This is a genomic window from Bradyrhizobium sp. OK095 (assembly GCF_900109945.1).
GTDB lineage: Bacteria > Pseudomonadota > Alphaproteobacteria > Rhizobiales > Xanthobacteraceae > Bradyrhizobium.
Genome location: NZ_FOBX01000012.1, coordinates 209,411 through 234,326, shown reverse-complemented (window position 1 = coordinate 234,326; position 24,916 = coordinate 209,411). Strand labels below are relative to the sequence as shown.

The window sequence follows — 24,916 nt, the reverse complement described above, 5'->3', positions numbered from 1 at the left end:
GAAGCCGCGTTCGCGCAAAACAAGGCAAGATAAAACGTCGTGGCAACCGCCCTGTCACCGAGATTATCGTGTCTCACTTGAGGGGTGCAGTCCAGGGCTGTCACGGTAACTCTTCAGCTACATGGGCAGGCTTCGTGTGCAGGGATTACGTGAAACGAGTTGGTGCCAGTCTGGGTCTTTCAAGAAGTCGATCAATTGAGAGATTGTGCAGGCTCTTGGAACCTTGAATGGCTTGAGCCAAGCGGATGGTTCTGATGTGCTAATGTACTCGACTTCTGCAGTGCAAATGATGCCGATCACTTGCTTTACCTCGGTGTCAGACCATTCGGTTTGCAACCAATCGGCGTGATTGGCGATCTGCTGATCAAGATAGGAAAGCATCGTCAAGGCGTTCTCGCTGCGCTCCTGAACCTTGTTGCTATCGCCGGTCATGTAACGCCGAGACTTGACGGCGTATTTCGCGTCGACGACAAAGAGCACCTGATCGAGCGCGAAGCCGACATCAAGTTCAAAAAGGTCCTTGCCGTTCTCACGTCGTTTCTTTGATCCGGAAATCGCTCGCGCCTGCGGTAGATTATGCTGAATTTCACTCATCACAAGACTTTCGAAAGTTCGACCTTTGGTCTTCGACTTCCCCGTTGCCCCCAAAAGGGGCGCCATTTGCCTTCGGATTACCGGCAGGAGCGCGGCGCTCTTAATATAGTCCCAGATCACAACGGTTTCGCTGAGGCGATAAAAACAATCCGAGCGCTCGACAAACGGATCGAGTGGTTCTGCGGGGCGAACCGTATGGCCGCGAATGAACTGATGGACGTCATCGGAACTGATCTTTGGGGCGCCGCGACGGATTTCTGCATAACTCGAGACCCATCCTGCAAGGGAATCGACGTTGGCGACACCAAGGGCTGATGCGCTAAGATCGTTGGCACGTTCCGCTGACGCACGAACTCCCTCTTCTGATGCTTGTTGGATGATAGCTTCTCCCCAGAGAGTCGCGATGCTCTTGAAGAGGCATGAATTGAGCCCTCGGTAAATAAGGAGCCATTTGGCATAGGGCATTCCGTACTTCTCGAGAAAAATAGACCCGTCGAGATGCCTGTATAGGGGCTCTAGCCTGCCCAAATGGACCAGCGATGGCGCGTAGTTGCGCTGGCTGATGATGTACTCGCGCCCGGCAGCGCTACGGACGAGAACTTTTCTGTTGGAGACAGGGGCGTCGGGTATACCGACTACAGACAGGATCATATCATCCAGCGCTTTGGGAGGAACCTTCTTGTCCTCGTAGCGGCTTGCCTGCCGAGCATTATAGCTCTCGATGAGATCGGCCGTTGTGTCCTCCGCAGACAGCGCCTCTCTCGACTTTGTGTTGATCCGGTACTGCATGAAACCATGCAGGGATGACCAGATGAAGACCCGCACCGCCACATCGAGTTCCTGGTCGGTCAGAGGCGTCGAGAAGATTGACTGGCGATTGAAGAATTGGGGCGAAGGCTGCGCGCAGTGAACAATCAAGTTGGTGCCGAATAGAATTGCATAGTTTATAATCGGGGCAGAGCCGAGGGAGTCCCCGAGTGACCCCGGTGCCGCGTCCCGTTCCTGGAGCATGTTGACGGGGAGTCGACGAAACGTCATCAGAAGCTTCGCCCACGGGTGGGGGCTGATCAATGAAATCAGCGCGGCCTGCAAAACAGCCATATCCGAGCGGATGACAATCGGATCATCTGTCATGCGGAGGCCCAACTGGTGGAAATCCGAGAAAGCCGATTGAAGAGCCCGCAATCCGCGAGTCTTACGGAATTCATCAATTTGCAAAGAAAAAGGGTCAACAAGTGCTGTTGGCGGCATCGATAATGCTCTAGGTGCGAAGTCTCTCTACCCTCGGCGACCGTTTGTAATTCTACCAGTGAGCAGTCGAGCCGTATGCGAGTGTGCGACAGGCGACCACTGAAGAAAGCAGCCCATTGCGTCGACGAACGGTTGACTTCGCCCTATGCTTTCTGATCACCACGTTTCACCGTCTTGAATTGCTCAGGGGATTAAATGCTGCGTGATTGGATCAATCTCCCTCCCTCTACTTCTCCTCCGCCGCGGTCGCCGTCGCCGGGCCTTCGCCCATGATCAGCAGCACGGCGTCCTCGTCCTTGGCGCCGTCCCAATGCACCTGCTTGCCGGTGTGGGTGACGAAGCTGCCCGCAGGCATCGGCACGGTGCCGTTTTCAGGATCGAACTTCGGGCCTGAGCCGACCCACCAGGTGCCTTGCAGCACGACGATGTAGCGGTCGTTCGGATGGAAATGCGGGCGGCTGAAATGATTGCCCTTGGTCCATTTGTTGTAGACCATGTAGAAGCCGGGCTTGTTGGGATCGCCGACCACCACGGCGACTTGCGCGCCGCGCGCGTCGACCGGGCCCCAGGGGATCTGGTCCGGCAGTTTATAGGTGACGGCGGCTGGGTTGAGCTCGGCTGCGGAGCCGACGCTCAGTGTCCCGGCGAAGGCGAGCGGCAACAGCAGAAAGCGCCAGGCGCGGCTTGTCGTCATGATGACCTCCCTTTTATCGGCGCCGGTTGAACTGGCACCTTGTGGTTGTAGGGGATGCTAGCCCGTCCTGTCGCCACCGCAAGGTGCGGGCGGCGCATGCGTGATCGTCGGGAATATCCTGACGACGCTGGGCGCGGGGATTGCCGGCTTGATGAACCAGGGTGAAGCCTGAGGCGACGAATGCCTGGAAACGAGGGCAATTCGCCGTGAAATGGTTCAAACGATATCTGGTCGGCGGTCTGGTCGCGGTGCTCGTCCTCGCCGGCCTCGATAGCTATAAGCACCCGGGCGAGAGAATGCGCTACGGCGCCATCCTCCTGGTGTCCGCCGGATGGCCCGTCGTCGCCGCGATGGTCGTGGGAAGCACCATCGGCGATGTCGTGCATGACGTGCGCCACGACAAGGCAGGATGATCAGGCCATGCTTGATGCCTTGCTCGGCATAATCTTCGAAATGGTCCTGAGCGCGGTCGGGACCGCCATCGTCAAACTGTTCAGCTTGGAGAACGCGGCCGAAATCGCGACCGCCATCATCGGCCTTGGCTGCATCGCGATCGGCCTCACGGCCGCGTTGTGGGGGCACTGAAGGGCGGCCTATACAGCCCGAGTCCGACGAGTCCCGTCAGCACCATCGCGCCAGCGCATCGGAAGAACGCCGTCATCCCTCAGGCTGCCGAGGAAACCGAAGCGCGCCGCTTGCGGATTGGGGCCGGCCTCGATCGTCGTGCCGAGAATCTGCACGACGTCGGTCTCGTCATAAGCCGGCCAGGACGGCAGGCCGGGCCCGTTGGGATTGCCGCGCATCGCAAAATTCACCCAATAGCTCATCATCGCCTGCGACAGCGCGCGGTCGGCCTCGGCCGGCGGCGTGGTGCTGCCGATCAGGCGTTGCGGCGTCAGCGTGCCGAACACGAAGGGGATTTCTGTGACGTGCGAGGCGATCGGCGTGTAGGGCGAGGTGTAATTGAAGTGGTAGCCGTAAGTCAGTGCGCGCGTGCTTCTCCGATGCAGCCGCAGCGCCTGCCAGCACTGCTCGCCGACCACCATGTCGCCTGTCAGCGTGGCGGCGGAAGCCTTGGCCTGTGCGTCGGTGTCGGCGGGGTAGAGTTTTTGGAAGTCGGCGAGGCGCTGCTTGCCGAAGATCGCTCCGGCCGCGGTGCGAAAGGCTTGCGCTGATTGTGCGGGCAGGGACTGCGACATGAAGGGGAATTCCTCCGCGCTGTTCCAGCCGGCCAGCAAGGGGATGTGCATCTGTTCGCCGCGCAGGAAGCGTCGTGCGGGCACGTCCGGCACCACGTAGCGATCGATGCTCGGTGAGAATGCTTCGGTGACGTGGTCGCGCTCGAAACTCCAGGGCACTGATAGGTTCAACTGTTCGGCCGGCATCGCGCGCAAGGCTGCGATCGACGCATCGCCTTGCCGGCGCGCGAAGGCGCGGCCGCGCGCGCGGGCTTCGTCGAAGCTTTGCAATGGCCCGTGGCTTCCGTCCCAGAAGGCGCCGCTTTCGCCGATGGCCTTGTGGAACAGTCCGCGTGCCCGTGGCGAGGCCATCAAAATCCCGACGGCCATGGCGCCGGCGGATTCACCGAACAGGGTGACGTTATCGGGGTCACCGCCGAAGGCGGCGATGTTGGCTTTGACCCAGCGCAGCGCCGCGAGCTGATCCTGCAAGCCATAATTGCCTGAAGGCGCCTGCGTATCGAGATCGGGATGGGCGAGAAAGCCGAAGATGCCGAGGCGATAGTTGAAGCTGACGACGACGACGCCCTTTGCCGCGAGCAGGCTCCCATCGGTGGCGGGATTGGCCGAGGAGCCGAACTGAAAGCCGCCGCCGTGAATCCACACCATCACGGGCCGCTTCTCGTCGACTGCCTTCGCAGCGGTCCAGACATTGAGATAAAGGCAGTCCTCGCTGCGCGCCCCCGGCCGGGGATCGTTTTCCAGCGACGACAGACAGCCTGCGCCAAACATCAGCGCATCGCGTACGCCATGCCAGGGCGCCGGCGGCTGCGGCGCGCGCCAGCGCAACGGGCCGACCGGCGGTGCGGCGTAGGGGATGCCCTTGAATACCAGCACGCCGCTTTCGTCGCGTGGCTGGCCACGCAGCTCGCCGTCCCGGGTGCGAACCTGCCGGCCCAGTTCGGCAATGGTCGAGGTCACGAGGGCATGCACGGTCGCGTCTCCTTATTATTGGGGGCGACCCGAGATCTAACGGCTTTCTCGCTGGATGAATTTGCGTATAATCGCAATTGATCACTAAAAACAGCCAATGATGAGACAGAAGCTCCATTACCCCCTTCGTTACCCCTGGCTCGACCTGGACGTGGACGATCGGTCCGCGCCGGTCATTGCCGTGCGCGTCGATGCCGACGGCACCAAAGGCGAGGTGCCTGATCACAGCCATCGCAAGGGGCAGCTCGTGGTCTCCTTCGGAGGTGGCGTCGCCTCGAGCGTTCCGGGCGGGCTATGGATGGTGCCGCCGCATTGTGCGGTCTGGATCCCGAGCGGCATGGCGCACAGCAATCGCGCCACCGCCAATGCGCGTCTGTATTTCGTCTACATCGAGGCGGAGCTGGTCGATCTGCCCAAGAGCTGCTGCACCATTTCGATCTCGTCCTTGCTGCGCGAATTGATCGTCGCATTGTCCGATGGTGTGCAGCATGACGAGGTGAGGCGGGAGCGACTGATCAGCGTCCTGCTCGGCGAGCTGCCGCTGATGCCGGTCCAGCAGTTGCATCTGCCGCTGCCGGATGAGCCGCGCCTGAAGCGGATCGCAGCATTGCTCGCGGACAATCCCGCGGACCGTCGCACGCTGGGAGAATGGGCGGGTCACCTCGCGCTCAGCGAGAGTAGTTTTGCGCGTCTCGTGGTAAAGGAGACCGGCCTGACCTTCGGACGCTGGCGTCAGCAATTGCACCTGATCATCGCGATCCGCGAGCTCGCCGCGGGCACGAGCGTGCAGCAGGTCTCGGCTGATCTCGGCTATGAATCGGTCACGGCCTTCATCACGATGTTCAGGAAGGCGCTGGGCAAGCCGCCGGCGGCCTATATCAACAGCGTCGCACAACAAACCTGATCATAGCCGCTTGGCGCTAGGCTGCCATCCGCTGTTCGGCCGGGGTCGTCAGATATTTGAGCGCTTCGGCATGCGCGAGATCCGGGACTGCGATGGCGGTGTGGCTGTACGCCGCGTGCGTCCGTGATGTCGCAATCCCGTCCAGGACCTCTTTGCCTTTGATGACGTGAAGGCCCATGCCCTGTTGTGACGGGAAGATCGCGAGCACGACATCATAGGCCGCGATGACCGCTTTCAGCGCTTCGGCCTTGTCTTCGGCAAGGTCGACGAAAACACGAACATCCGCTGCGAGTTCACGCAGCTCGTTAAAATCCAACACTGTGGGGACACTCCAACGCAACGATACTGACCAGAGCTTGGCGGCGTTGGGTTACTGAAGTCTCAACAGCGCAGGCCGGGCCACAAGTTTCACGAACGGGGTGACGGGATGGGCGAGGGGGGCGGGCGCACCCGTCAATTCCGCCAACAACTCAAGCCCGATCGATGCCGCGGCCTGGGGATAAAACCACGGAACCCGCGTTGACCGCGGCTTGTATTTTGGGCCTCGATGGGTTCTAAGCCCCGTGACTTCATGACAACAGGCATGAATCGGCAGCGCGCTGCGTGGTTCAGCCGCGTCCTGAGCAGAATTTGCTCGCTCGCACAAAGGGATTCCAGACATGGCGAAGATGACGAAGACACAATTGATCGATGCGATTGCCGAGGGCACGCAGCTCTCGAAGAACGACGTGAAGTCGGTCGTCGAGTACATGGCGACGGTCGGCTACAAGGAGCTCAACGAGTCCGGCGAGTTCGTTATTCCCGGTTTCGTGAAGATGTCGGTCGTGAACAAGCCGGCGACCGAAGCCCGCATGGGCGTCAATCCCTTCACCAAGGAGCCGATGCAGTTTGCTGCCAAGCCCGCCAGCAAGTCGGTGAAAGCCTCGCCGCTGAAGGTCGCCAAGGACTCCGTCTGATCCAGACCATCGCGCGCCGCTTAGCGTGCCCAGAGCCCCGTTCCGATCGCATCGGAGCGGGGCTTTGTCGTCTGCCCAAAAAGCGAAAACCCCGCGCTTTCGCGCGGGGCCTTCCAAACTGACGGCAATGGGATTTCAGCGCCTGGCCGTCAGCCGTGTGTCTAACTTAAGGTTGAAAATCCAGAAAGCAACCGCGCCGCGGTGACGGCAGATGTTCGTCGCTCGCGGCGCTGCTCTCTGACAGGGCGCTGAAATCCCCAGCCTCCATGGGGCTGCGTGCCGTGTCCGAAAGGTTCGCGCGATTTACGCGGACAATCACGCGCGAGGGGCTGGACTTTCTGTTCTCATTTTGTTCTTATGAGCCACCTTGGAGGTGACTCATGTCCATCGAGAAACAGCGCGAAGTGATCAGGCTCTGGAACCAGCTCAGGAAGGTCGAGGGCCCGGCCGCGGAGGAGCTGCGTATCCAGATCCTCGAATGTTTTTCCGGGAAAGACAAAGTGAAGAAAGCGGCTTGACGAGCGCCGGCGGACATCGACGGCACGCGGCAACCGGCGAGCGCGATCCTGTTCCGAGTTCTCGCCTCGCCGGACCTCGCCAAGAGGCGCGTGTGGATGTCGCGGCGTTGCTGATTTGAAGCCGGTCATCGCCGCGATTGATTTCATCGATCGTTAGGACATGCTGCGCGCTGATTTTCTCGACTCCGATTCGTTCTTTGCGAACGGAATGGAGTCGGAAGCAGAACAAGCGGTGGCTTCTGTGTCGATGCGGGACATCGGCGCAACATCCGCGACTCCTCGCACAGTCGAGCTCCGGCGGCGCGACGTGATCGTGCGCTTGTCGTGATCTGCGCGTTCGTTATCTCGCACTCGTTTGCGTGCGAACAATTTGTTAAGGGTTGCTTCGCGCCGATTTCTTCGATTCCGATTCGTTCTTCGAGAACGAAATGCGGGTGAAGCTGGAACAAAGCCGGTTGGCAAACGCCATCCCCGTCTCGCCGCCGTTCGGCACCGTGCTGGTCGCTGGCCATCGCAGCCTGAGTTTTCGCGCGACGCTGAAGCGGCTCGCAATCGCCTAACGAAAGCTTGAGCGGATGCCGATAACCCTATTCGGTTAGGTTAAAAGCCCAATCGCGTTGCGCTTGCGGCTGCTTGGAGTAGGTGTCTGGCAAAGACAAGCAAGAAACGATTTTGCCATGAGACTTTTTCAGACATGACACCTTTTTCAGAACCGTCCTTTTATCAAGGCGACCGCCACACTTACCGGCGCGTCGCTATCGTCGGCACGCTTTTCTGTCTCGCTTTCGTGGTGATCAGCTTCTCGCTGCGGCCGCAGCTCGAGGATATCAGCGTCGCGGTCAAGGCGGACCGGCTGGTGCGCACGGCCGGCCAGGCGCCGCACACCCACTAGCGCTGGTCCCCGCAAGCGCGATCGCCGGCAGGCGCAGGCGGGCACGAGGTGCCGCGGCGCGCGATCGCGACGAAGCCGGCATAGCCTGACAGGTTGAGCAGAATTTCGAGCCAGGCGGGCATGTCGGGTCTCACATGTGGATCTCGCTTGCGCGAAGACGACCTCAACGTGGGCGCGAAACGCTTGTTCCCAGCGGTGAACAGAAACCGTTTACAGCGGCGTGGTGGGATCGAGCCGCCGGCCCAGGGTCGCAACCGACTCCGAAGAAGGGGAGTGCTTGAGGAACTCGGCGATGGCGCGCGCCAGCTCGCCGTCGGTCATCGGCGTCGCAGGCGGGCGCAGCGCGCCGACACCGAAATTGCGAACGATCTCGTCGTAATGCTCATCGCTGGATCTGGGGACCAGCCGGCGGATGCGGGCCAGCAACGCGGATATCGGCAATCTCGCCTCCTCATGTCTCCGCCCCGTTGGCAATTTTTCATGCCGGCTGCCATTTGCATATCGTGAAACTGAAAAACCCCGCCAGCATCGCGGAGGATACTGACGGGGCTTTCGTGCTGTCGCCTCTACCGGATAGCGGAGGCTCCGCACTCGCAACCACAATACGGCCGGCGCGCTTTCGTTCCCCCTCCAGTGAGATTTTTGACGGCCTTCGGTTCCGCCCCGCACGCAACCATCGCAAGCGGGATGCGTTGTCTCGCCAGATATGAAGGAGAGGATCATGAAGAAGACACTGGCAATTCTGGCCACCGTCGCAGCCGTTGGCGTGACCGCGGTCGCAGCGCCTGCCGAGGCGCGCGGTCGCGGCATCGGTCCGGGCCTCGCGTTTGGTCTGGCCGCCGGCGCGATCACCGCGGGTGCGGTCGCGGCGTCGCATCCGTATGGTTATGGACCGGGCTACGGCTACTACGGCGGCCCCGGCTATGGTCCTGGCCCTTACGCCTATTATGGCGACGGGCCGTACTATGGACACCGCCACTACTACCGCCACTGGTAACGGCTGAACAAACGAAAAGCCCGGAGTATCACTCCGGGCTTTTTTCATGTCTGCAGATCAGAAAATGTCTTACGGCCAGAGCGAGGGCCGTTCCACCTTGCGGGCGTTCTCGAGTGTCGAGACGAAATACTCGTCGCGCTCGCGCTTGAATTTTTCCTGCGTGGCACGGAAGGCGGCGACACGGGCGGCAATCTCTTCGCGTTCGCGGATCTTGCGTTGTTCGTCCTCGGTCATGTCAAATCCCTCTACACGTGAGTATGTGTGCACTACTGAACTCACGCACTGCCGCCGCAATCACGTTGAGTCGCGTCAACACATGCATTGGCGCTTCTGATTGGGGCGTCAATGGGGAGGCGGCATTGCAGGATTGTGATAAGCGAAGGTCGGAAAAAATTGCCGCCCATGTCTTGGTTCGCAAGTTCTTCTCTTGGTTCGCAAGTTCTTCTCTTGCTTCGCAAGTGCTTTGGCAGTGGATAACAGCGTCAATAATCTTGTCGCTTGTACGCGACGCAGCTAGCGCAAAACCAAATCGGGAGGCGGCGAGTGATTGCATTGGATCTTCGCAGCGGCGTTGAACGTCTCGGCGATATGATCGCCGAAGCGAAGACTATCGTGCCGTTCACCGGCGCCGGCATCTCGACCGAATGCGGCATCCCCGACTTCCGCTCGCCGGGCGGAATTTGGACGCGCTACCGGCCGATCGAGTTCGGCGAGTTTGTTGCGAGCCAGGATGCGCGCGACGAATCCTGGCGGCGCCGCTTTGCGATGGACGAGGTGTTTGCGGCGGCTAAGCCCGGCCGCGGCCATCGCGCGCTCGCCTCGCTGTACCGCGCTGGCAAGATTCCCGCCATCATCACCCAGAACATCGACAATCTGCACCAGGCTTCGGGCTTCGCCGCGGAGCACGTGATTGAACTTCACGGCAATACCACTTATGCGCGCTGCATCGGATGTGGGCAGGCCTACCAGCTCGACTGGGTGAAACGCCGATTCGACGAAGACGGCGCCGCACCCAACTGTACCGTGTGCGATGAGCCGGTGAAGACTGCGACGATCTCGTTCGGCCAGATGATGCCGGAGGATGAAATGCAGCGCGCAACCGAACTGGCGCGGGCCTGCGACCTCTTCATCGCGATCGGTTCCTCGCTCGTGGTGTGGCCCGCGGCGGGCTTTCCGATGATGGCGAAGAACGCGGGTGCACGTTTGGCGATCATCAATCGCGAGCCGACCGAGCAGGACGACATTGCCGACCTCGTCATCCGCCACGACATCGGCGAAACGCTCGGACCCTTTGTCGGTAATTGAGGCGGTAGTTTGATTCGCGGCTGTGCAAGCTGTTCATAGGTTCCGGCGAATCTCTTTTTTGTCTATGCGTCGCAACCGGGAGTGTTATCTTTTGAGTCGAAAGATTCGCGTCGCGTCGAAGTGAGAACATTCTCTTAAGACGCGTGATTCGAGCGCCGCCAATGTGGCGGGTTGCATGGCATGTGTGGGGTCCGGGGTTATGGGGTCGTCGGACGGATTTGAGTCCAAGAAGGTCGGAGTTCCCGAGCTCGGCGAGCACGGCAGCGGTCGCGACGGCGCGCTCAGCCCCTTCACCGGACTAGGTGAGGGCAGCGCCAACCTCGTCGAGGTTCACGGCGTCATCAAATGGTTCGACGCCTCAAAGGGCTACGGCTTCATCGTTCCCGACAATGGCTGGCCCGACGTGCTCCTGCACGTTACCGTGCTTAGGCGCGACGGCTTCCAGACCGCTTACGAGGGCGCCCGCATCGTCGTCGAGTGCATCCAGCGCGCCAAGGGCTACCAGGCCTTCCGCGTCGTCTCGATGGACGAGTCGACTGCGATCCATCCGGCGCAGATGCTGCCGCCACGCACCCATGTCACGGTGACCGCGACCAGCGGGCTCGAGCGGGCCCAGGTCAAATGGTTCAACCGGCTGCGCGGCTTCGGCTTCCTGACCTGCGGCGAGGGCACGCCCGACATCTTCGTGCACATGGAGACGCTGCGTCGCTTCGGCATGACCGAATTGCGTCCCGGCCAATATGTGCTCGTCCGCTTCGGGCCCGGTTCCAAGGGCATGATGGCGGCCGAGATCCATCCCGAGACGGGATCGCCGGGCCTTTCTTCGCACTAGCGTTTCCAATTCCCGCAATCGTGAGCAGAGGCGCGCCGGCCAGCCGGCGCGCCTCTGGCTTTTCGGGCGGTCGCCGCGTAGGACTGTTCCGTTCCCACGCCTTGAGTGCTCCATGAATTCCAATCGTACGGCCGCCTGGTGCTTTGCCCGGAGCTGGCTTGCCGCCATCCTCGTCATTGCAGGCCTGACCGTCGCCAGCGCGCCTGTCGGCGCCGCGGACTTTCAGCCGCTCGAGATCGTCACGAAGAACGGCGTGCAGGTGTTCTCGGTTGAAATGGCGACGACCGAGCAGGAGAAGCATACCGGCTTGATGTATCGGAAGGAGCTCGCGGACGGCAAAGGCATGCTGTTCGACTTCAATCCCGAGCAGGAAGTGTCGATGTGGATGCAGAACACCTATGTCTCGCTCGACATGATCTTCATCCGCGCCGACGGCCGCATCCTGCGCGTTGCCGAGAACACCGAACCGATGTCGACCAAGATCGTCTCGTCCAGGGGGCTCGCCCGGGCCGTGCTGGAGGTGGTGGCGGGAACGGCGCAGAAATACGGCATCCGGCCCGGTGACCGAGTCGGTCACCCCTTGTTCGGCAGCAAATAGGGCCACCCGGCGGGGGCACTGCCAGCCTTGCTGGCACGCCTGGAAGCGTGTATCGACGTGGCTCGCCGGACATTCGGGGTATAGCGCAGCCTGGTAGCGCGGCAGTTTTGGGTACTGCAGGTCGTTGGTTCGAATCCAGCTGCCCCGACCAGTGATTTCAAACACTTACGACAGAAAAGCAGCGTCCGACCTTCCCAGAAATTTGAATTGGGAAGGTCATGGGAAGGCGCGATGCATAGCTGATTTGTGCGGCTGGCGGCCTCGGCGCGATAGTTCCGGAAGTTCGATCAGGGCGTCACGCTTGAGGGGCAGGGCGCTTTCCTCCGCCAGCTCCAGGCAGATGCGCGCGAGCTCGTCGACGTCGTGCTGATGTTGCCCCATGCGGCGGATCAGACTCCCGCGATAACGGCACGTCAAGCTGTTGCCGCTGTCCTAAGTCCCCGTATGCGGGCGCCAAACGAAGGCCCCAGTCCTGGCTGGCGGAGACTGGGGCCTTAGGGGGAGTCGATATGCAGTTGGAATTGCATCGACCGCATCACACTGTGAGTTCGTTCTCTGGCGGCAAGCGGAACTGAGCAATCAGGATTGGCGGCCACCTATCGCGCATACACGCCCGGCGGTTGCCGGCCGTTCCGGTAACAGCGGCCGTCCGAATAATTGAAGGCAAAACCGTCGGGACAGCCACGCCGCGGCTGATATTCGGGCTGCGCATATTCTCCCGGCGGTTGTCTACCGTTGGGGTAGCAGCGGCCGTCAGAATAATTGAACGCGAAGCCATCCGGGCATCCGCCACCGGGCGAGCCCCTGAATTGAACCTCTTGAACCAAGGGCTCCAGCGGCGCTGCCGCCGATGGCAAAACTCCAGCTGACGCAATGAGGGCTGCCAGCGCAATCTCGATCATGACGTCTCCTCCAAATTCCCGGAACAAGCCTAGCAAGATTCGTCTCTCACGTAACGACTTGCCTATTGACGCATGTTCGAGCTGAACCACGCATGAACTCGCGTAGCCAGGGCTTGAAAAGCTGCCGAGCAGCATTGGCCGGCCAATGTCGAATACAATGACCACGACTTCGGCACCAAGGGTCCGACATTGCTGACCAGTCCCGTCAACAACGTCACCATGTCCAACCTCAAGGACATGATTCACGCAGCGACTGTCGGCGCGAATTATCACTTCTGACGTGATGGGTGACGGCTGCCGCGGTCGCGCGGCTGGCCGTTCAGGCCTCAGAACAGCCGCCAGTCAACGAGGCCACGCGAGAGCGCAGACTCAAGCCCAGCATCGCAATCCCGGCGACGCCAATCGGGCTCAAGGCGGCAGACCATTCCCGCGACATCTTGTCTTGCACACAACCTCCGCGTCAGCCTCGCGTGCCAATGTCTCCGCGCGTGCAATGGGGAATGTCAGGACATGTTTAGAGCTCTGTGCGGCGCGGCGATTCTCGCCCTGTCCGCGACGACCGCGTCTGCGGCTGATTATGCGCAGCTGCCTGCTGCACCGGTCACATTCAACTGGACTGGTTGCTATGTCGGCGGTCATCTCGGCGTCGCTGCGAGCGACGATCGCACGATCAACATCGCCGGGGGGACACTCGATTTCGGCGCGGCCGGCGTTGTCGGCGGTGGACAGGTCGGCTGCGACCATCAATTCGCATCCAACTGGGTCGTCGGCGCCGAGGGCCGTGCCGCAGGAGCGAGCTTGTCGAGCCACCATGGCAGCAATGTCAGATTTCCCGCGCTCGGCAACCTCCTCGTGCCATCGCAGTTCGGCCTCAAGAACGATTTTCTCGGCTCAGTCACGGCGCGGCTCGGCTACGCCTATGGCTTGGGCTGGCTGTTCTATGCGCGGGGCGGCGTCGCCTGGACTCACGAGAAGGTCGATGATGCCTACATCAGCCCGGCCGCAGGTTTCGCGATCGACCCCAGCGCGTCGGTGATGCGGACCGGTTGGACATTGGGCGCCGGCGTGGAATGGGCGTTTGCGCCAAGCTGGTCGGCCAATGTCGAATACAATTACCACGACTTCGGCACCAAGGGTCCGATCCAGTTGATCAGTCCTGTCGAAGGCATCACCGTGGCCCATCTCAAGGATACGATCCATGCCGCGACCGTCGGCGTGAATTACCACTACTGAGGGGGACTGCCGGGACGTGGCCGGAGCTCCGGTGGCGTTCCGGAAGTCAGAACAGCAGCCAGTCAACGAGGCGCCAAGCGATCCAGGCGAGGCCGCAGACCCAGCCCAGCATCGCAATCCCGGCGACGCCGAGTCCGCACAGCGCGAACAACGAGCTTCCGGTCTCCGGCGCCTCCGAGAGTTTCTCGGTCGTATCGATCTGACTCACAGCATCCCCTTGCCTTGCGGCCTGCTGTTCATTGGTCTCAGCTCGCCTGAATAAATTCACCGGCCGTGCTCCAGCTCACACGGACGTGAGACAAGGTGATTGTCCCGGCAGGCCCCGCTGAGGCGTGGCGGATACCCGGACGCGTGGGAAAGCTGCAACGCGCTGCACAGCGATTGGTTGCTGGCCTCGGGCCCGGAAATGCGTGGCAATCGATTTTTTCCCGCCGCCGGCGCCTGCTTCGCGCGCCTGCCGCGTTCAAGAGGAGAATAGGGCGCGCAACTGTCGCTGTGCCCCGGGGTTCTTCCAGGCGAGGCTTTCATGTCGATCAGTGCGATTGCATCAACCAGCCCGGCGGCGACAACATCCGCGGCGACCGCCACGTCGTCGTCCGCGACGTCGGCGACGTCATCGACATCAGCAACGTCCTCGACCTCGGCGACATCGTCCTCGCAATCGGCGGGCGGGAGCTCGGGCTCGGGCGGCGGCTCGGCCAAGACCGTCGTCAGCGAGGTCTCCATCACCATGGACGGCATCACTACCACGACGATCACCTATTCCGACGGCACGACCGAGGTCGAGACTTCGGGGAGCGCGCAAAACAGTCAAGGCAGTCAGGCGGGGCAGACCTACAACGCGCAGGGCTCGCTAGGCTCCAATGCCCAGGGCGCATCCAGCGCCAGCGTCTAGGCCGGGCTCGGTTGCCGGGGCGGGCACGCGGCCTATTGCGTCCCGACACGTTTGCGCGAACCTGGGCCGAGCCTTCCAAAGCCTGGGCGCTCATTCTCCGCACAACGCGACTTCTGCGCGATTTTTCAAGGCATTGGCACTGTCCGACCGGCGCAGAATTAGTCCGGATTCATCGAACCTTTGGCTGTCGCCATAGACATATGAGTATTGGGGATTTCAGCGCCCAATACCTAAACGGACGCCGCCAAGCGATGATATTCCGCTTGCGCGGCGTTGCGCTTTTCCGGAGCGTTTTCGAACGAAGCTCGATCAGTTCGTCGCGCACCAGCCGAGCGGAAACGGCAAATACGGCCAGACCAGCTGGTTGTCGTTCGCGGCCTTCGGCGGTTCTTGAATGGACGTCCGGATGAGCGGCGCAGGCGGCGTCGAACGCACCTCCAGGCGCAAACATGCACATTGCAAATTCATTGTGGTCGCCCCCGGCCGGTCAATTCTTTTGAAAAATTCGAGTCAGTTCAAAATTGCAAGGCGCGCCTAAAACGGCACGGTCATTCTCAAATTGTGCATGCACTCTAGAAAAATCCGCGCCGGTTTTCAACCGGTCCGGCCACCGATACATGAGAAGTAAGGTTGATCGGTTAGGTTAAGGGCAAGCGGTGGTTGCGGCTGCATCGATTGCTGTGATCAGGTCCGCGAGGCGCGCGATGGGCTGCCTGTTTCAGGTGCTCACACAGGGATCACAGTTCGTCGCGGCGCGCGTATCCTGTGAGTTTTGCGTCATGTCTTTCGATCGCAACGTCAAAACAGTCCATCCGAAGTCGAGCTGGACCGAGATCTGGCACCTCTGGACCGTGATCGTGCCGCGCCGCTCGATCAACGGGCAGCTCGTGGTCGGAAAAGTCTGGCGCCGCCACGACGGCCGCGACTGGATCTACAAGAAGTTCACCGAGTTCAACGGCGAAGAGGCGGCCTAGAGCCCCGTTCCGATCGAATCGGAACGGGGCTCCAGATTTCTGTTTTGACGCGTTTTCCTCACGCGAACCGGTGTCACTTCGCTGGAAAACGCTCTGGACGGCGCCCCGTCTCAACGCGACTGTCTCTCACCCGGGGCCGAGCCCGGCGCCTGCACGCGCGGCGCAGGCAATTTGAAGTGGCGCTTCGCGTAGGCGACGATCTCGTTGTCGGAGGGATGATCGGCTGCCTCCACCCCGGCAATCCGCTTGGCGATATCGGGCGCGTGTGCGCGAATGTGGCTGGCGAGTTCCGTCTTCGCGTTTGCCGGGCCGATGATCAGGATTTCGCCGGCATCGGCGAGGGCTTGGGTTACCTCATTGTAAAACGTCTTGTCGGGCGCAGCATGGCCGCTGCCGGTCACATTGGCCTTATGATGGAGATGGCGCGTCGCCAGATGCGGATGCAGCGTGATTTCATCGGAGCCGCTCAGGCCGAGATGGAAGATCCGGGCCTGCGAGTGGTCGATCCAGACCACGGCGTGAAAATGATATGACATGTGTTGGCCTTGTCCGAGGGGATGTCGCCGGCAATCGGTGCGGCGGTCCGTATCGGAGTAACACTACGTCGGCCGCCGCCTCTGCCGGTTGACGCAGGTCAATCGGATGGAAGGCATCTGACGCCCCCGGCTCAGGCGGCCTTCGCCGTCGCAGCCGGCTTGGCGGGCGGCGGCTTCAGCGGCTTGTCCTGCCGCTTCGACCACGAGATGTAATAGGCCACCGTCGTCATGATCGCGATGCCGGCGATGCTGACAAAGAGCTGCGCGAACAGCGAGCCCGAGCTCATCGACAGCTCGAAATGGCCGACGAAGGACAGAAACACGCCGACGCAAAACACCGCGAGCGATTGCTGGCCGCAGACGATGATGGGATCGAACACCTTCCATTCCAGCCCCGGCCACTCCTTCGGCACGAAGCGGATCACCAGGATCACGATCACGACGAAGTGGATGAAGCGGTAGGGCGCAAGATTGGTCTTGTCGTTCGGGTTGAAGGCCGAGAACAGCCATTCCGGCAACATGCCGCCGAGGCTGGGGAAGCGGCCGGCCATGGTCATGACCAGCGCGAAGGCGAGATAAGAGAAGCAGACCCACAGCGTGATGGGCGAATTGATCAGCGTCATCGAGCGCCGCGCCCCGCCCATCGCACACCAGGCGCCGAACACGAACAGCACCTGCCAGGCATACGGGTTGAAGTACCACTGGCCGGCCGGATAGGCGGTCAGGTTGAGGCCGTAATGCCTCGCGGCGAGCCACAGCACGATCGACAAGACCATGGTCAAATCCGGCTTGCGCAGCATGAACCACAGCACAGGCGGAAACAGGCCCATCAGCACGATGTAGAGCGGCAGCACGTCGAGATTGAGCGGCTTGAAGCGCAGGAACAGGCCCTGGCGCAGCGTCTCGGTGGCGTTGTCGACGAGGCCGGCGACGTTGAACTCGTTGATCATCTCGGAATCGCCGAAGCGCAGCGCGAGATAGCTGATCGAGGCGATGTAGATCACGAACAGGATGATGTGGGCGACGTAGAGCTGCCAGACTCGCTTGGTCAGCCGCGTAGCGCCGACGACGAAGCCGCGATCCAGCATCATCCGCGCATAGACGAAGGAGGCCGTGTAGCCGGAGATGAAGACGAACAGGTCGGCTGCGTCAGAGAAGCCGTAATTGCGGGTCGTGATCCAGTTCACGATATTGTCGGGGATGTGGTCGAGGAAGATCGCCCAGTTGGCGACGCCGCGAAACAGGTCGAGCCTGAGGTCGCGGCCTTTCTCGGGGAGCGTTGCGCTGACGTTCAAAAAGGCCATGCGACGGGGGCTTTCGAAGGGGACGGATACCTGGAGTGCAGATTCTTGGAGGGCGGACTCTTGGAGGGCGGACTCTTGGAGGGCGGACTCTTGGGAGGCGGCGAGACGGGGGCGCCACCGGGCGGGATCCCCGAGCGGACGGCGGGTACGCAATTGTCACGGTGCAGCATAATGACTATACCCGTCGACGAGGCATCCGGGGGCCCGGAATCACCGATCAGTTCCCGAAAGGTGTCTCTATACTATGCCCGCGGTTTGCACCAACTGCTACCGTCACGCATCGAATTCGAACGAAAAGACGAGGCCCGGACCGACCATGACCGCACGCATTTTCAAGCCCGCCAAGAACGCGATGCAATCCGGCCGATCCAAGACCAAGGAATGGCAGATCGACTACGAGCCGGAGCAGCCGCGCGCGGTCGAGCCGCTGATGGGCTGGACCTCGTCGGGCGACATGAAGCAGCAGATCACCCTGCACTTCCACAGCAAGGAAGAGGCGGTCGCCTATTGCGAGCGCAAGGGCATCGCCTACCAGGTGATCGAGCCCCAGGATTCGATCCGCCGCCCGGTCGCGTATTCGGACAATTTCTCGTTCCGCCGCGGCGAGCCCTGGACGCACTAAAGATCATTCTCGTTCGAGCCGTCGTCATGCCTGGGCAAAAGCGCGAAGCGCGTCTTTGCGCAGACGTCCCGGGCATCCACGTTTTGCCCGGCCATGACGGAGAAGTCATCCAGCGTCCAGACCCTTGGCAGCGTTTCCACCCCGTGCTTCGCTGCCTCGCATGACACGACCATGACGAGGTGGGGGATGGCCGGGCGTGACCAGCTCGACGGCGTCGATCTGAAGATACTGTCCGAGCTCCAGCAGGACGGGCGTATCCGCAACAACGAGCTGGCGCTGCGCGTCGGCGTCTCCGCACCCAACTGCCTGCGGCGGCTGAAATCGCTGTTCAGCCGCGGCGTGATCCGGGCGATCCGTGCCGTCATCGACGAGCGACTACTCGGCTATGAGGTGGTGTCGTTCGTCTCGATCCAGCTCGGCAGCCAGGCCCAGCCGGTGCTGGAGGCGTTCGAGAGCTCGATATCGGCGATCCCGCGCATCCAGCAGTGCTGGCGGATTTCCGGCGACACCGACTATCTCCTCAAATGCGTGGCGCCGAGCGTCGAGAGCATGCGCCAGCAGCTCCTGCATTTCGCCGCGATGCCTGATGTGAGGAACGTCCGCAGCTTCCCGGTGCTGGGCGTCGCAAAGGACGTGCCGCTGCCGTTGCAGGAGGGCGTGACGGCGAGGTAGGGATTGCGCGCTTTCCGGCGCGGATCGGGGATGCGAAATCTCCAGTTCAGGCGTACCGATACGGCCTCTGCGTTCGACCGCGGAGGCCGTACTTGTTTGTCGGCTTCACCGATACCGGCCGCGAAACTCGCGCGGGCTTGCGCCGGTCCAGCTGCGAAAAGCCCGCGAAAAACTCTTCTCGTTGCGGAAACCGGCGATCTCCGCGATCCGCTTGATCGGCGCCCGTCCGCGCATCAGCTCCTGTTTTGCCAGCTCGAACTTCGCTTCTTCCTTGAGATCGCGTAGCGAGGTTGCTTCCTCGCGCAGGCGCCGGTGCATGGTGCGGGTGGAGAGCGCCAGCTCGCTTGCGACATCCTCGGCGCCGAGACTGCGTCCGCGCGCATCGCGCAGCACGCGCCGCACGCGCTCGACCAGCAGCCGGTCGCGCCGATAAGGCAGCACGGTCAGCCGCAACGCGCCTTTGAGCATGTTGTCGAGATCGGCGGCGCTGCGTGTCAGCGGCAGCGACAGATAGTGCTTGTCGAAGGTGATGGACGCGTGGTCCGCATCGAAGCGGATATTTCGGCAAAAGATGGTCGGATAGACCGAGACATGGCCGGGCTCGGGGTGGGGGAATTCCGCGGTGCGAAGCGCGATCCTGGAGTCTACTGCCCAGCAGGAGAAGCCGAGCGCGTAGCGGAGCAGCGTGACCAGGCAGAACTCGCGTAACGGCCCGAGGTCACGCAACTCGCGGATCGACACGGTCGCGGTCTCGTCGCCGACCGCGAGATCGAGCAGCACGTCCTCGGTGAGCAGGCGATGATGCCGGCACCAGCGTTTTAGCGCGACTTCGAGCGTCGGGGCTGTGATCGAGGCGCGGCACAGCATACCGTAGCTGCCCCAGGGCAGCCTTCGCGAGAACCAGCCCAGCGCCTCGTCGTCGAGCTCGCGCATGGCGTGGCCGGCCAGGGCCTCGAACTGGGCGGCTGTGACCCGCCCGTCCGGAGAATTGACAAGGTCTGGCGCTACCTGACCCCGGCTCAGCGCCTCGGTCGGATCGCGGCCGTATCTGGCATAGGCGGCAACGACGCCGCGAACGAAGGCGGCGGGGGTCACGGCCCGGCGCTGGAGCGCGGTTGCGGTCTGGAAAGGCATCGGATTCCTCTCGGAAATCCTCGCCAAGTTTGGCGGAAAATGCAACCTTTTCGACCGCAGAAGGGCCCTGATGCCGTTAGGTTCGGACCCCAAAATACGGAGGAATCGCCTTGAACATCCCGAGCATCGATTTCGATCTGGGCGAAGACATCGGCATGTTGCGCGACACGCTGCGCGCCTTCGTGGAGGCGGAGATCGCCCCGCGCGCCGCCGAGATCGAGAAGGCCAATCTGTTCCCGGCCGATCTCTGGAAGCGCCTCGGCGACCTCGGCCTGCACGGCATGACTGCGCCGGAGCAATATGGCGGCTCGAACATGGGCTATCTCGCCCATATCGTCGCCATGGAGGAGGTTTCGCGCGGGTCCGCCGCCGTAGGCCTGTCCTACGGCGCCCATTCCAACCTCTGCGTCAACCAGATCAGCCGCAACGGCAACGAGGCACAGCGCGCGCGCTATCTGCCAAAACTGATCTCCGGCGAGCATGTCGGCGCGCTCGCGATGTCCGAGCCCGGCGCTGGCTCCGATGTCGTCTCGATGAAGCTGCGCGCCGACAAGCGCGGCGACCGCTACGTGCTCAACGGCTCAAAAATGTGGATCACCAATGGCGGCGACGCCGACGTGTTGGTCGTCTACGCCAAGACCGATCCGGAAGCCGGCCCGCGCGGCATGACCGCCTTCCTCATTGAAAAAGGCTTCAAGGGCTTTACCCACGGCCAGCATCTCGACAAGCTCGGCATGCGCGGCTCCAACACCTATCCGTTGTTCTTCGACGAATGCGAGGTGCCGGAGGAGAACGTGATGGGCAAGGTGGGCGAGGGCGTCAAGGTGCTGATGTCCGGCCTCGACTATGAGCGCACGGTTCTCTCAGGCGGCCCGCTCGGGATCATGGCGGCCTGCATGGACGCGGTGGTGCCCTACATGCATGAACGCAAGCAGTTCGGGCAGCCGATCGGCGATTTCCAGCTGATGCAGGGCAAGCTCGCCGACATGTACGCGACCTGGCAGTCGGCGCGCGCCTATGTCTATGCGGTCGGGCGCGCCTGCGACCGCGCCGACCACGCCCGCAGCTTGCGCAAGGACGCAGCCGCCGCGATCCTCTATTCCGCGGAGAAGGCGACCTGGATGGCGGGCGAGGCGATCCAGGCGCTTGGCGGCGTCGGCTATACATCCGAATTTCCGGTCGGCCGGCTCTGGCGCGATGCCAAGCTCTATGAGATCGGCGCCGGCACCTCGGAGGTGCGACGCATGCTGATCGGCCGCGAACTGATGGCGGAAACGGCCTAAAACCTTCACCTGATTGGAATCAACATGCCGCTCCATTCCAGTATCGATCCGTCTTCATCGGATTTCGCCCGCAATGCCGAATCCATGCGCGGGCTCGTCGCGGATCTGCGCGAAAAGCTCGCCCAAGTCGCTGGCGGCGGCGGCGAGGCCTCGCGCAGCCGCCACACCTCGCGCGGCAAGATGCTGGCACGCGAGCGCGTCGACCTGCTGGTCGATCCCGGCACTTCGTTCCTCGAGCTGTCGCCGCTCGCGGCCTATGGCCTCTATGGCGGCGACGTGCATTCGGCGAGCGTCGTCACCGGAGTGGGACGCATCGCGGGCCGCGAATGCGTGATCGTCGCCAACGACGCCACCATCAAGGGCGGCACCTACTATCCCATGACCGTGAAGAAGCATTTGCGCGCGCAGGACGTGGCGCGGCAGAACAATCTTCCCTGCGTCTACATGGTCGATTCCGGCGGCGCCTTCCTGCCGATGCAGGACGAGATCTTTCCGGACGAGCGCCATTTCGGCCGCATCTTCTACAATCAGGCGCAGATGTCCTCACAGGGCATCCCGCAGATCGCGATCGTGATGGGCTCCTGCACCGCCGGCGGCGCCTATGTGCCGGCGATGTCGGATGAGAGCATCATCGTGCGGAATCAGGGCACCATCTTCCTCGGCGGCCCGCCGCTGGTGAAGGCCGCCACCGGCGAGGTCGTGACCGCGGAAGAGCTCGGCGGCGCCGACGTGCATTCGCGGCAGTCGGGCGTGACCGATCATTACGCCCAGAACGATGCGCATGCGATCGGCATCGCCCGCCGCATCGTTGGCACACTGAAACCATCTGCGCGGCCGAACCTCAACATGCATCCGCCGCGCGACCCGCTGTTCGCCGCGGAGGAGATTTACGGCGTGGTGCCGGTCGACGGCCGCAAGCCGTTCGACGTGCACGACATCATCGCGCGTGTCGTTGATGGTTCCGAGTTCGACGAGTTCAAGAAACTCTACGGCACGACGCTGGTGTGCGGCTTCGCGCACATCTGGGGCTATCCGGTCGGCATCATCGCCAACAACGGCATTCTGTTCAGCGAGAGCTCGCTGAAGGGCGCGCATTTCATCGAGCTGTGCTGCCAACGCGGCATTCCCCTGGTGTTCCTCCAGAACATCACGGGCTTCATGGTCGGCAAGAAATACGAAGCCGGCGGCATCGCGCGCGACGGCGCAAAGCTCGTGACGGCGGTCGCGACGGCATCGGTGCCGAAATTCACCGTGGTGATCGGCGGCTCCTACGGCGCCGGCAATTACGGCATGTGCGGCCGCGCCTACTCGCCGCGCTTCCTCTGGATGTGGCCGAATGCGCGCATCTCGGTGATGGGCGGCGAGCAGGCCTCGATGGTGCTGAGCCAGGTCCGCCGCGACAATATCGAGGCAAAGGGCGATAGCTGGTCGAAAGAAGACGAAGAGACATTCCGCAAGCCCATCCGCGCGCAATATGACAGCCAGGGGCATCCCTATTACGCGACCGCGCGTCTGTGGGACGACGGCGTGATCGACCCCGCAGATACGCGGCTCGTGCTGGGCCTTGGCCTCTCGGCGGCGTCGAATGCGCCGATCGAGCCTACGAAATTCGGCCTGTTCAGGATGTGATGCGATGGACCGTTCAAAACTCTACCGCCGTTTTCGCACGCTCCTGATCGCCAACCGCGGCGAGATTGCCTGCCGCGTCATCCGCACCGCGCGCGCCATGGGCCTGCGCACGGTCGCGGTCTATTCCGAGGCTGACCGCGACGCGATGCATGTCGCGCTCGCTGACGAGGCCGTGCTGCTCGGACCCGCGCGTGCGCGTGACAGCTATCTCAATGTAGAGCGGCTGATCGAGGCCGCGCGCAAGACCGGCGCCGAGGCCGTGCATCCCGGCTACGGTTTTCTGTCGGAAAATGCCGAGTTCGCGCAGGCCTGTTACGACGCGGGGCTCGTCTTCGTCGGCCCGACGGCTGACATGATGAATGCGATGGGCTCGAAGTCTGGCTCCAAGGCGCTGATGGAGAAAGCGGGTGTGCCGCTGGTGCCCGGCTATCACGGCGAAGCCCAGGACGATGCAACGCTGGCGAAGGCGGCCGAGAAGGCTGGTTTTCCTGTGCTGGTGAAGGCGTCCGCCGGCGGCGGTGGCCGCGGCATGCGTGTGGTGCGGTCCGCGGACGAGCTTGGGCCCGCGATCGTCAGCGCCAAGCGTGAAGCAAAAGCCGCATTCGGCGACGACCGCATGCTGATCGAAAAATATGTCGACAATCCCAGGCATATCGAGGTGCAGATCGTCGGCGACAGCCACGGCAATCTGCTGTCGCTGTTCGAGCGCGAATGCACGCTGCAGCGCCGGCATCAGAAGGTGATCGAGGAGGCGCCGTCGCCGACCCTCAATCCTGCGCAGCGCGAGACCGTCTGCGCCGCCGCGCGAAAAGCGGCGGGCGCGGTGAGCTATGTCGGCGCCGGCACCATCGAGTTCGTCTCCGACGGCAAGGACGTGTTCTTCATCGAGATGAACACGCGCCTCCAGGTCGAGCACCCCGTAACCGAGCTGATCACCGGAATCGATCTCGTCGAATGGCAGCTGCGCGTCGCCTTCGGTGAGGCGCTGCCGCTCAAGCAGGATGAGATCAAGCTCAACGGCCACGCGGTCGAAGCACGTGTCTATGCGGAAAACCCGACCAAGAATTTCATGCCGTCGGTCGGCAAGATCTCGACCTGGCGCCTGCCGGCCGAGACCGGAGGCTTGCGCATCGACGCCGGCTACCGCGAGGGCGATACCGTCTCGCCGTATTACGACGCCATGCTCGCAAAAATGATCGCATGGGCGCCGACGCGGGATGTCGCGATCGAGCGGCTGAACCGGGGGCTGGAGGAGTCCGACGTTCGCGGTATCGTCACCAATATTCCGTTCCTGTCGGCGCTGATGACGCACCCAAAAGTGCGGACCAATGCGATCGACACCGGCTTCATCGAGCGTGAGCTGGCGGTGCTGACTTCCGCGACGCTGGCGCCCGGAGAGCTCGAGCTTTGCGCGGCCGTTGCAGCTGTTATCAATGACGAGCGGCAAGCCGCGCAAGGTGGCGCGACTTCGCCTTTGAATTCCCCTTGGCAGACTTTTGGCTGGCAGCCGGTCGGCCGCCGCCGGCGCAGTTTTGCCTTCCGCGTCGGCCACGGGACGGAGCAGAAGGTCACGCTGAACTACGGCAGCGGACCGGCGACGCTGGTAGTCGGCGACCGCGAGCTGGCGTTTGCGATTGCGCCGCGTGACGGCGGCTTCGATCTGACGCTTGATGGCGTCAAATCAGCCGTTGCTGCTGTGATCTCTGGCCATGAACTGTACCTCCGCACGCGCAACGGACGCTTCGACCTGCACTTGGTCGATCCGTTCGGTGGTGAGACCGAGGAGCAGACCGGCGCGGACAAGATCGCAGCGCCGCTGCCCGGCACGGTGGTCGCCGTGCTGGCCGAGGAAGGCGCAAAACTGGAGAAGGGCGCGCCGATCCTCACGCTGGAAGTCATGAAGATGGAGCAGACGCTGCGCGCGCCCTATGCCGGCGTGCTGAAGTCGATCAAGTGCAAGGTCGGCGACATCGTCCAGGAAGGTGTCGAGCTCGCCGTGGTCGAGGCTTCCGGTGAGTGA

33 protein-coding genes and 1 tRNA gene are annotated in these 24,916 nt (G+C 62.4%); 21 read left to right on the top strand and 13 right to left on the bottom strand.

Annotated features, from left to right (window positions below; all coding sequences use genetic code 11):
* Positions 1-117: 117 nt before the first annotated feature.
* Together BMW89_RS38140 and BMW89_RS28820 are read right to left on the bottom strand one after the other, a co-directional pair.
* Positions 118-1,845 carry a hypothetical protein gene (locus BMW89_RS38140; protein WP_177196388.1) on the bottom strand — a complete coding sequence of 576 codons (1,728 nt, stop codon included), beginning with the start codon at positions 1,843-1,845 and terminating at the stop codon, positions 118-120.
* 226 nt (positions 1,846-2,071) lie between these two features.
* The gene (locus tag BMW89_RS28820) at positions 2,072-2,539 is read right to left on the bottom strand and encodes a cupin domain-containing protein (RefSeq protein ID WP_244547713.1); all 468 of its coding nucleotides are present in this window, start codon (positions 2,537-2,539) and stop codon (positions 2,072-2,074) included.
* 206 nt (positions 2,540-2,745) lie between these two features.
* On the opposite strand from BMW89_RS28820, the gene BMW89_RS28815 reads away from it, so the two are divergent.
* Both BMW89_RS28815 and BMW89_RS38135 read left to right on the top strand, forming a co-directional pair.
* Positions 2,746-2,952 (top strand): hypothetical protein, encoded by a 207-nt coding sequence (locus tag BMW89_RS28815; protein WP_143062852.1) that lies wholly within the window; start codon positions 2,746-2,748, stop codon positions 2,950-2,952.
* Between the two features lie 7 nt (positions 2,953-2,959).
* Entirely contained in the window at positions 2,960-3,124 is a 165-nt protein-coding gene (locus BMW89_RS38135; RefSeq protein ID WP_177196387.1) for a hypothetical protein, read from the top strand.
* Between the two features lie 8 nt (positions 3,125-3,132).
* On the opposite strand, the gene BMW89_RS28810 is transcribed toward BMW89_RS38135, so the two are convergent.
* A complete protein-coding gene (locus BMW89_RS28810; protein ID WP_092031639.1) occupies positions 3,133-4,710 on the bottom strand; it encodes a carboxylesterase/lipase family protein in 1,578 nt (525 codons plus the stop codon).
* Between the two features lie 100 nt (positions 4,711-4,810).
* Between BMW89_RS28810 and BMW89_RS28805 the strand changes: the two genes are divergently transcribed.
* Positions 4,811-5,614 carry an AraC family transcriptional regulator gene (locus BMW89_RS28805; protein ID WP_092031725.1) on the top strand — a complete coding sequence of 268 codons (804 nt, stop codon included), beginning with the start codon at positions 4,811-4,813 and terminating at the stop codon, positions 5,612-5,614.
* Between the two features lie 16 nt (positions 5,615-5,630).
* Here the strand turns inward: BMW89_RS28805 and BMW89_RS28800 are convergent, their stop codons facing one another.
* A complete protein-coding gene (locus tag BMW89_RS28800) occupies positions 5,631-5,933 on the bottom strand; it encodes a hypothetical protein (RefSeq protein ID WP_092031636.1) in 303 nt (100 codons plus the stop codon).
* A gap of 340 nt (positions 5,934-6,273) precedes the next feature.
* Between BMW89_RS28800 and BMW89_RS28795 the strand changes: the two genes are divergently transcribed.
* The 5 genes from BMW89_RS28795 to BMW89_RS28785 all read left to right on the top strand — a co-directional run bounded on the left by BMW89_RS28795 (position 6,274) and on the right by BMW89_RS28785 (position 7,980).
* The gene (locus BMW89_RS28795; RefSeq protein ID WP_092031633.1) at positions 6,274-6,570 is read left to right on the top strand and encodes an HU family DNA-binding protein; all 297 of its coding nucleotides are present in this window, start codon (positions 6,274-6,276) and stop codon (positions 6,568-6,570) included.
* A gap of 380 nt (positions 6,571-6,950) precedes the next feature.
* Positions 6,951-7,088, top strand: a complete 138-nt coding sequence (locus tag BMW89_RS38130) for a hypothetical protein (protein ID WP_177196386.1) — start codon at positions 6,951-6,953, stop codon at positions 7,086-7,088.
* Between the two features lie 160 nt (positions 7,089-7,248).
* A complete protein-coding gene (locus tag BMW89_RS38125) occupies positions 7,249-7,416 on the top strand; it encodes a hypothetical protein (protein WP_177196385.1) in 168 nt (55 codons plus the stop codon).
* Between the two features lie 106 nt (positions 7,417-7,522).
* Positions 7,523-7,648: a hypothetical protein gene (locus BMW89_RS38605; RefSeq protein ID WP_283805336.1), complete on the top strand. Its 126-nt coding sequence runs from the start codon at positions 7,523-7,525 to the stop codon at positions 7,646-7,648.
* 134 nt (positions 7,649-7,782) lie between these two features.
* On the top strand, positions 7,783-7,980 hold the full coding sequence (locus tag BMW89_RS28785) for a hypothetical protein (RefSeq protein WP_092031626.1): 198 nt from the start codon (positions 7,783-7,785) through the stop codon (positions 7,978-7,980).
* Here the strand turns inward: BMW89_RS28785 and BMW89_RS38600 are convergent.
* Both BMW89_RS38600 and BMW89_RS28775 read right to left on the bottom strand, forming a co-directional pair.
* Positions 7,977-8,102 carry a hypothetical protein gene (locus BMW89_RS38600; RefSeq protein WP_092031622.1) on the bottom strand — a complete coding sequence of 42 codons (126 nt, stop codon included), beginning with the start codon at positions 8,100-8,102 and terminating at the stop codon, positions 7,977-7,979. The genes BMW89_RS28785 and BMW89_RS38600 overlap by 4 nt on opposite strands.
* An 88-nt stretch (positions 8,103-8,190) precedes the next feature.
* Positions 8,191-8,421 carry a hypothetical protein gene (locus BMW89_RS28775; RefSeq protein ID WP_092031618.1) on the bottom strand — a complete coding sequence of 77 codons (231 nt, stop codon included), beginning with the start codon at positions 8,419-8,421 and terminating at the stop codon, positions 8,191-8,193.
* Between the two features lie 280 nt (positions 8,422-8,701).
* Between BMW89_RS28775 and BMW89_RS28770 the strand changes: the two genes are divergently transcribed.
* Positions 8,702-8,977 (top strand): hypothetical protein, encoded by a 276-nt coding sequence (locus tag BMW89_RS28770; RefSeq protein WP_092031722.1) that lies wholly within the window; start codon positions 8,702-8,704, stop codon positions 8,975-8,977.
* 69 nt (positions 8,978-9,046) lie between these two features.
* Here BMW89_RS28770 and BMW89_RS38120 read toward each other — a convergent pair whose 3' ends face one another.
* The gene (locus BMW89_RS38120; RefSeq protein WP_164988584.1) at positions 9,047-9,211 is read right to left on the bottom strand and encodes a hypothetical protein; all 165 of its coding nucleotides are present in this window, start codon (positions 9,209-9,211) and stop codon (positions 9,047-9,049) included.
* Positions 9,212-9,520: 309 nt separating this feature from the next.
* Between BMW89_RS38120 and BMW89_RS28765 the strand changes: the two genes are divergently transcribed.
* The 4 genes from BMW89_RS28765 (at position 9,521) to BMW89_RS28750 (ending at position 11,863) form a co-directional block, all read left to right on the top strand.
* A complete protein-coding gene (locus tag BMW89_RS28765) occupies positions 9,521-10,282 on the top strand; it encodes an SIR2 family NAD-dependent protein deacylase (protein ID WP_177196391.1) in 762 nt (253 codons plus the stop codon).
* A gap of 199 nt (positions 10,283-10,481) precedes the next feature.
* Positions 10,482-11,114, top strand: a complete 633-nt coding sequence (locus BMW89_RS28760; RefSeq protein WP_177196384.1) for a cold-shock protein — start codon at positions 10,482-10,484, stop codon at positions 11,112-11,114.
* Between the two features lie 112 nt (positions 11,115-11,226).
* A complete protein-coding gene (locus tag BMW89_RS28755; protein ID WP_092031609.1) occupies positions 11,227-11,712 on the top strand; it encodes a DUF192 domain-containing protein in 486 nt (161 codons plus the stop codon).
* A 74-nt stretch (positions 11,713-11,786) separates the two neighbouring features.
* Positions 11,787-11,863, top strand: a tRNA-Pro gene (locus BMW89_RS28750).
* Between the two features lie 445 nt (positions 11,864-12,308).
* Here BMW89_RS28750 and BMW89_RS28745 read toward each other — a convergent pair.
* A complete protein-coding gene (locus tag BMW89_RS28745) occupies positions 12,309-12,614 on the bottom strand; it encodes a hypothetical protein (protein WP_092031604.1) in 306 nt (101 codons plus the stop codon).
* A 510-nt stretch (positions 12,615-13,124) separates the two neighbouring features.
* Here BMW89_RS28745 and BMW89_RS28740 point away from each other — a divergent pair.
* Positions 13,125-13,847, top strand: a complete 723-nt coding sequence (locus BMW89_RS28740; RefSeq protein ID WP_092031599.1) for an outer membrane protein — start codon at positions 13,125-13,127, stop codon at positions 13,845-13,847.
* 46 nt (positions 13,848-13,893) lie between these two features.
* On the opposite strand, the gene BMW89_RS28735 is transcribed toward BMW89_RS28740, so the two are convergent.
* Positions 13,894-14,055: an RNA-binding protein gene (locus BMW89_RS28735; protein ID WP_244547712.1), complete on the bottom strand. Its 162-nt coding sequence runs from the start codon at positions 14,053-14,055 to the stop codon at positions 13,894-13,896.
* A 56-nt stretch (positions 14,056-14,111) separates the two neighbouring features.
* The gene (locus BMW89_RS38495) at positions 14,112-14,579 is read right to left on the bottom strand and encodes a hypothetical protein (protein ID WP_244547711.1); all 468 of its coding nucleotides are present in this window, start codon (positions 14,577-14,579) and stop codon (positions 14,112-14,114) included.
* Here BMW89_RS38495 and BMW89_RS38490 point away from each other — a divergent pair.
* Positions 14,578-14,742, top strand: a complete 165-nt coding sequence (locus tag BMW89_RS38490; RefSeq protein ID WP_244547710.1) for a hypothetical protein — start codon at positions 14,578-14,580, stop codon at positions 14,740-14,742. The two genes, BMW89_RS38495 and BMW89_RS38490, sit on opposite strands and share 2 nt — an antisense overlap.
* Before the next feature lie 779 nt (positions 14,743-15,521).
* Positions 15,522-15,716, top strand: coding sequence for a hypothetical protein (locus tag BMW89_RS28725; RefSeq protein ID WP_092031716.1), 195 nt, complete (start codon positions 15,522-15,524; stop codon positions 15,714-15,716).
* 110 nt (positions 15,717-15,826) lie between these two features.
* Here the strand turns inward: BMW89_RS28725 and BMW89_RS28720 are convergent, their stop codons facing one another.
* Positions 15,827-16,252 (bottom strand): translational machinery protein, encoded by a 426-nt coding sequence (locus tag BMW89_RS28720; protein ID WP_092031589.1) that lies wholly within the window; start codon positions 16,250-16,252, stop codon positions 15,827-15,829.
* Between the two features lie 131 nt (positions 16,253-16,383).
* Positions 16,384-17,556: an OpgC domain-containing protein gene (locus tag BMW89_RS28715; RefSeq protein WP_092031586.1), complete on the bottom strand. Its 1,173-nt coding sequence runs from the start codon at positions 17,554-17,556 to the stop codon at positions 16,384-16,386.
* A gap of 316 nt (positions 17,557-17,872) precedes the next feature.
* On the opposite strand from BMW89_RS28715, the gene BMW89_RS28710 reads away from it, so the two are divergent.
* Both BMW89_RS28710 and BMW89_RS28705 read left to right on the top strand, forming a co-directional pair.
* Complete coding sequence (locus BMW89_RS28710) at positions 17,873-18,178, top strand: ETC complex I subunit (protein WP_092031583.1); 306 nt, start codon at positions 17,873-17,875, stop codon at positions 18,176-18,178.
* Between the two features lie 186 nt (positions 18,179-18,364).
* Positions 18,365-18,850, top strand: coding sequence for an Lrp/AsnC family transcriptional regulator (locus BMW89_RS28705; RefSeq protein ID WP_092031579.1), 486 nt, complete (start codon positions 18,365-18,367; stop codon positions 18,848-18,850).
* A 105-nt stretch (positions 18,851-18,955) separates the two neighbouring features.
* Here BMW89_RS28705 and BMW89_RS28700 read toward each other — a convergent pair whose 3' ends face one another.
* A complete protein-coding gene (locus BMW89_RS28700) occupies positions 18,956-19,984 on the bottom strand; it encodes an AraC family transcriptional regulator (RefSeq protein ID WP_092031575.1) in 1,029 nt (342 codons plus the stop codon).
* A 155-nt stretch (positions 19,985-20,139) separates the two neighbouring features.
* Between BMW89_RS28700 and BMW89_RS28695 the strand changes: the two genes are divergently transcribed.
* From BMW89_RS28695 to BMW89_RS28685, 3 genes are read left to right on the top strand one after another with little or no spacing between them, the layout of a single operon-like run.
* Positions 20,140-21,267 (top strand): isovaleryl-CoA dehydrogenase, encoded by a 1,128-nt coding sequence (locus tag BMW89_RS28695; protein WP_092031713.1) that lies wholly within the window; start codon positions 20,140-20,142, stop codon positions 21,265-21,267.
* A 24-nt stretch (positions 21,268-21,291) separates the two neighbouring features.
* Positions 21,292-22,896, top strand: a complete 1,605-nt coding sequence (locus tag BMW89_RS28690) for a carboxyl transferase domain-containing protein (RefSeq protein WP_092031570.1) — start codon at positions 21,292-21,294, stop codon at positions 22,894-22,896.
* 4 nt (positions 22,897-22,900) lie between these two features.
* Positions 22,901-24,916 (top strand): acetyl/propionyl/methylcrotonyl-CoA carboxylase subunit alpha, encoded by a 2,016-nt coding sequence (locus tag BMW89_RS28685; protein ID WP_177196382.1) that lies wholly within the window; start codon positions 22,901-22,903, stop codon positions 24,914-24,916.

Coding starts and splice junctions, on each gene's coding strand:
- BMW89_RS28690 (WP_092031570.1), top strand. CDS start 21,292: ATGCCGCTCCATTCCAGTATCGATCCGTCTTCATCGGATTTCGCCCGC.
- BMW89_RS38135 (WP_177196387.1), top strand. CDS start 2,960: ATGCTTGATGCCTTGCTCGGCATAATCTTCGAAATGGTCCTGAGCGCG.
- BMW89_RS38490 (WP_244547710.1), top strand. CDS start 14,578: ATGGACGGCATCACTACCACGACGATCACCTATTCCGACGGCACGACC.
- BMW89_RS28695 (WP_092031713.1), top strand. CDS start 20,140: ATGTTGCGCGACACGCTGCGCGCCTTCGTGGAGGCGGAGATCGCCCCG.
- BMW89_RS28740 (WP_092031599.1), top strand. CDS start 13,125: ATGTTTAGAGCTCTGTGCGGCGCGGCGATTCTCGCCCTGTCCGCGACG.
- BMW89_RS28755 (WP_092031609.1), top strand. CDS start 11,227: ATGAATTCCAATCGTACGGCCGCCTGGTGCTTTGCCCGGAGCTGGCTT.
- BMW89_RS38495 (WP_244547711.1), bottom strand. CDS start 14,579: ATGGTGATGGAGACCTCGCTGACGACGGTCTTGGCCGAGCCGCCGCCC.
- BMW89_RS28795 (WP_092031633.1), top strand. CDS start 6,274: ATGGCGAAGATGACGAAGACACAATTGATCGATGCGATTGCCGAGGGC.
- BMW89_RS28705 (WP_092031579.1), top strand. CDS start 18,365: ATGGCCGGGCGTGACCAGCTCGACGGCGTCGATCTGAAGATACTGTCC.
- BMW89_RS28805 (WP_092031725.1), top strand. CDS start 4,811: ATGAGACAGAAGCTCCATTACCCCCTTCGTTACCCCTGGCTCGACCTG.
- BMW89_RS38140 (WP_177196388.1), bottom strand. CDS start 1,845: ATGCCGCCAACAGCACTTGTTGACCCTTTTTCTTTGCAAATTGATGAA.
- BMW89_RS28720 (WP_092031589.1), bottom strand. CDS start 16,252: ATGTCATATCATTTTCACGCCGTGGTCTGGATCGACCACTCGCAGGCC.
- BMW89_RS28685 (WP_177196382.1), top strand. CDS start 22,901: ATGGACCGTTCAAAACTCTACCGCCGTTTTCGCACGCTCCTGATCGCC.
- BMW89_RS28820 (WP_244547713.1), bottom strand. CDS start 2,539: ATGACGACAAGCCGCGCCTGGCGCTTTCTGCTGTTGCCGCTCGCCTTC.
- BMW89_RS28700 (WP_092031575.1), bottom strand. CDS start 19,984: ATGCCTTTCCAGACCGCAACCGCGCTCCAGCGCCGGGCCGTGACCCCC.
- BMW89_RS38125 (WP_177196385.1), top strand. CDS start 7,249: ATGCTGCGCGCTGATTTTCTCGACTCCGATTCGTTCTTTGCGAACGGA.
- BMW89_RS28745 (WP_092031604.1), bottom strand. CDS start 12,614: ATGATCGAGATTGCGCTGGCAGCCCTCATTGCGTCAGCTGGAGTTTTG.
- BMW89_RS28785 (WP_092031626.1), top strand. CDS start 7,783: ATGACACCTTTTTCAGAACCGTCCTTTTATCAAGGCGACCGCCACACT.
- BMW89_RS28760 (WP_177196384.1), top strand. CDS start 10,482: ATGGGGTCGTCGGACGGATTTGAGTCCAAGAAGGTCGGAGTTCCCGAG.
- BMW89_RS38600 (WP_092031622.1), bottom strand. CDS start 8,102: ATGCCCGCCTGGCTCGAAATTCTGCTCAACCTGTCAGGCTATGCCGGC.
- BMW89_RS28770 (WP_092031722.1), top strand. CDS start 8,702: ATGAAGAAGACACTGGCAATTCTGGCCACCGTCGCAGCCGTTGGCGTG.
- BMW89_RS28710 (WP_092031583.1), top strand. CDS start 17,873: ATGACCGCACGCATTTTCAAGCCCGCCAAGAACGCGATGCAATCCGGC.
- BMW89_RS28725 (WP_092031716.1), top strand. CDS start 15,522: ATGTCTTTCGATCGCAACGTCAAAACAGTCCATCCGAAGTCGAGCTGG.
- BMW89_RS38130 (WP_177196386.1), top strand. CDS start 6,951: ATGTCCATCGAGAAACAGCGCGAAGTGATCAGGCTCTGGAACCAGCTC.
- BMW89_RS28715 (WP_092031586.1), bottom strand. CDS start 17,556: ATGGCCTTTTTGAACGTCAGCGCAACGCTCCCCGAGAAAGGCCGCGAC.
- BMW89_RS38120 (WP_164988584.1), bottom strand. CDS start 9,211: ATGACCGAGGACGAACAACGCAAGATCCGCGAACGCGAAGAGATTGCC.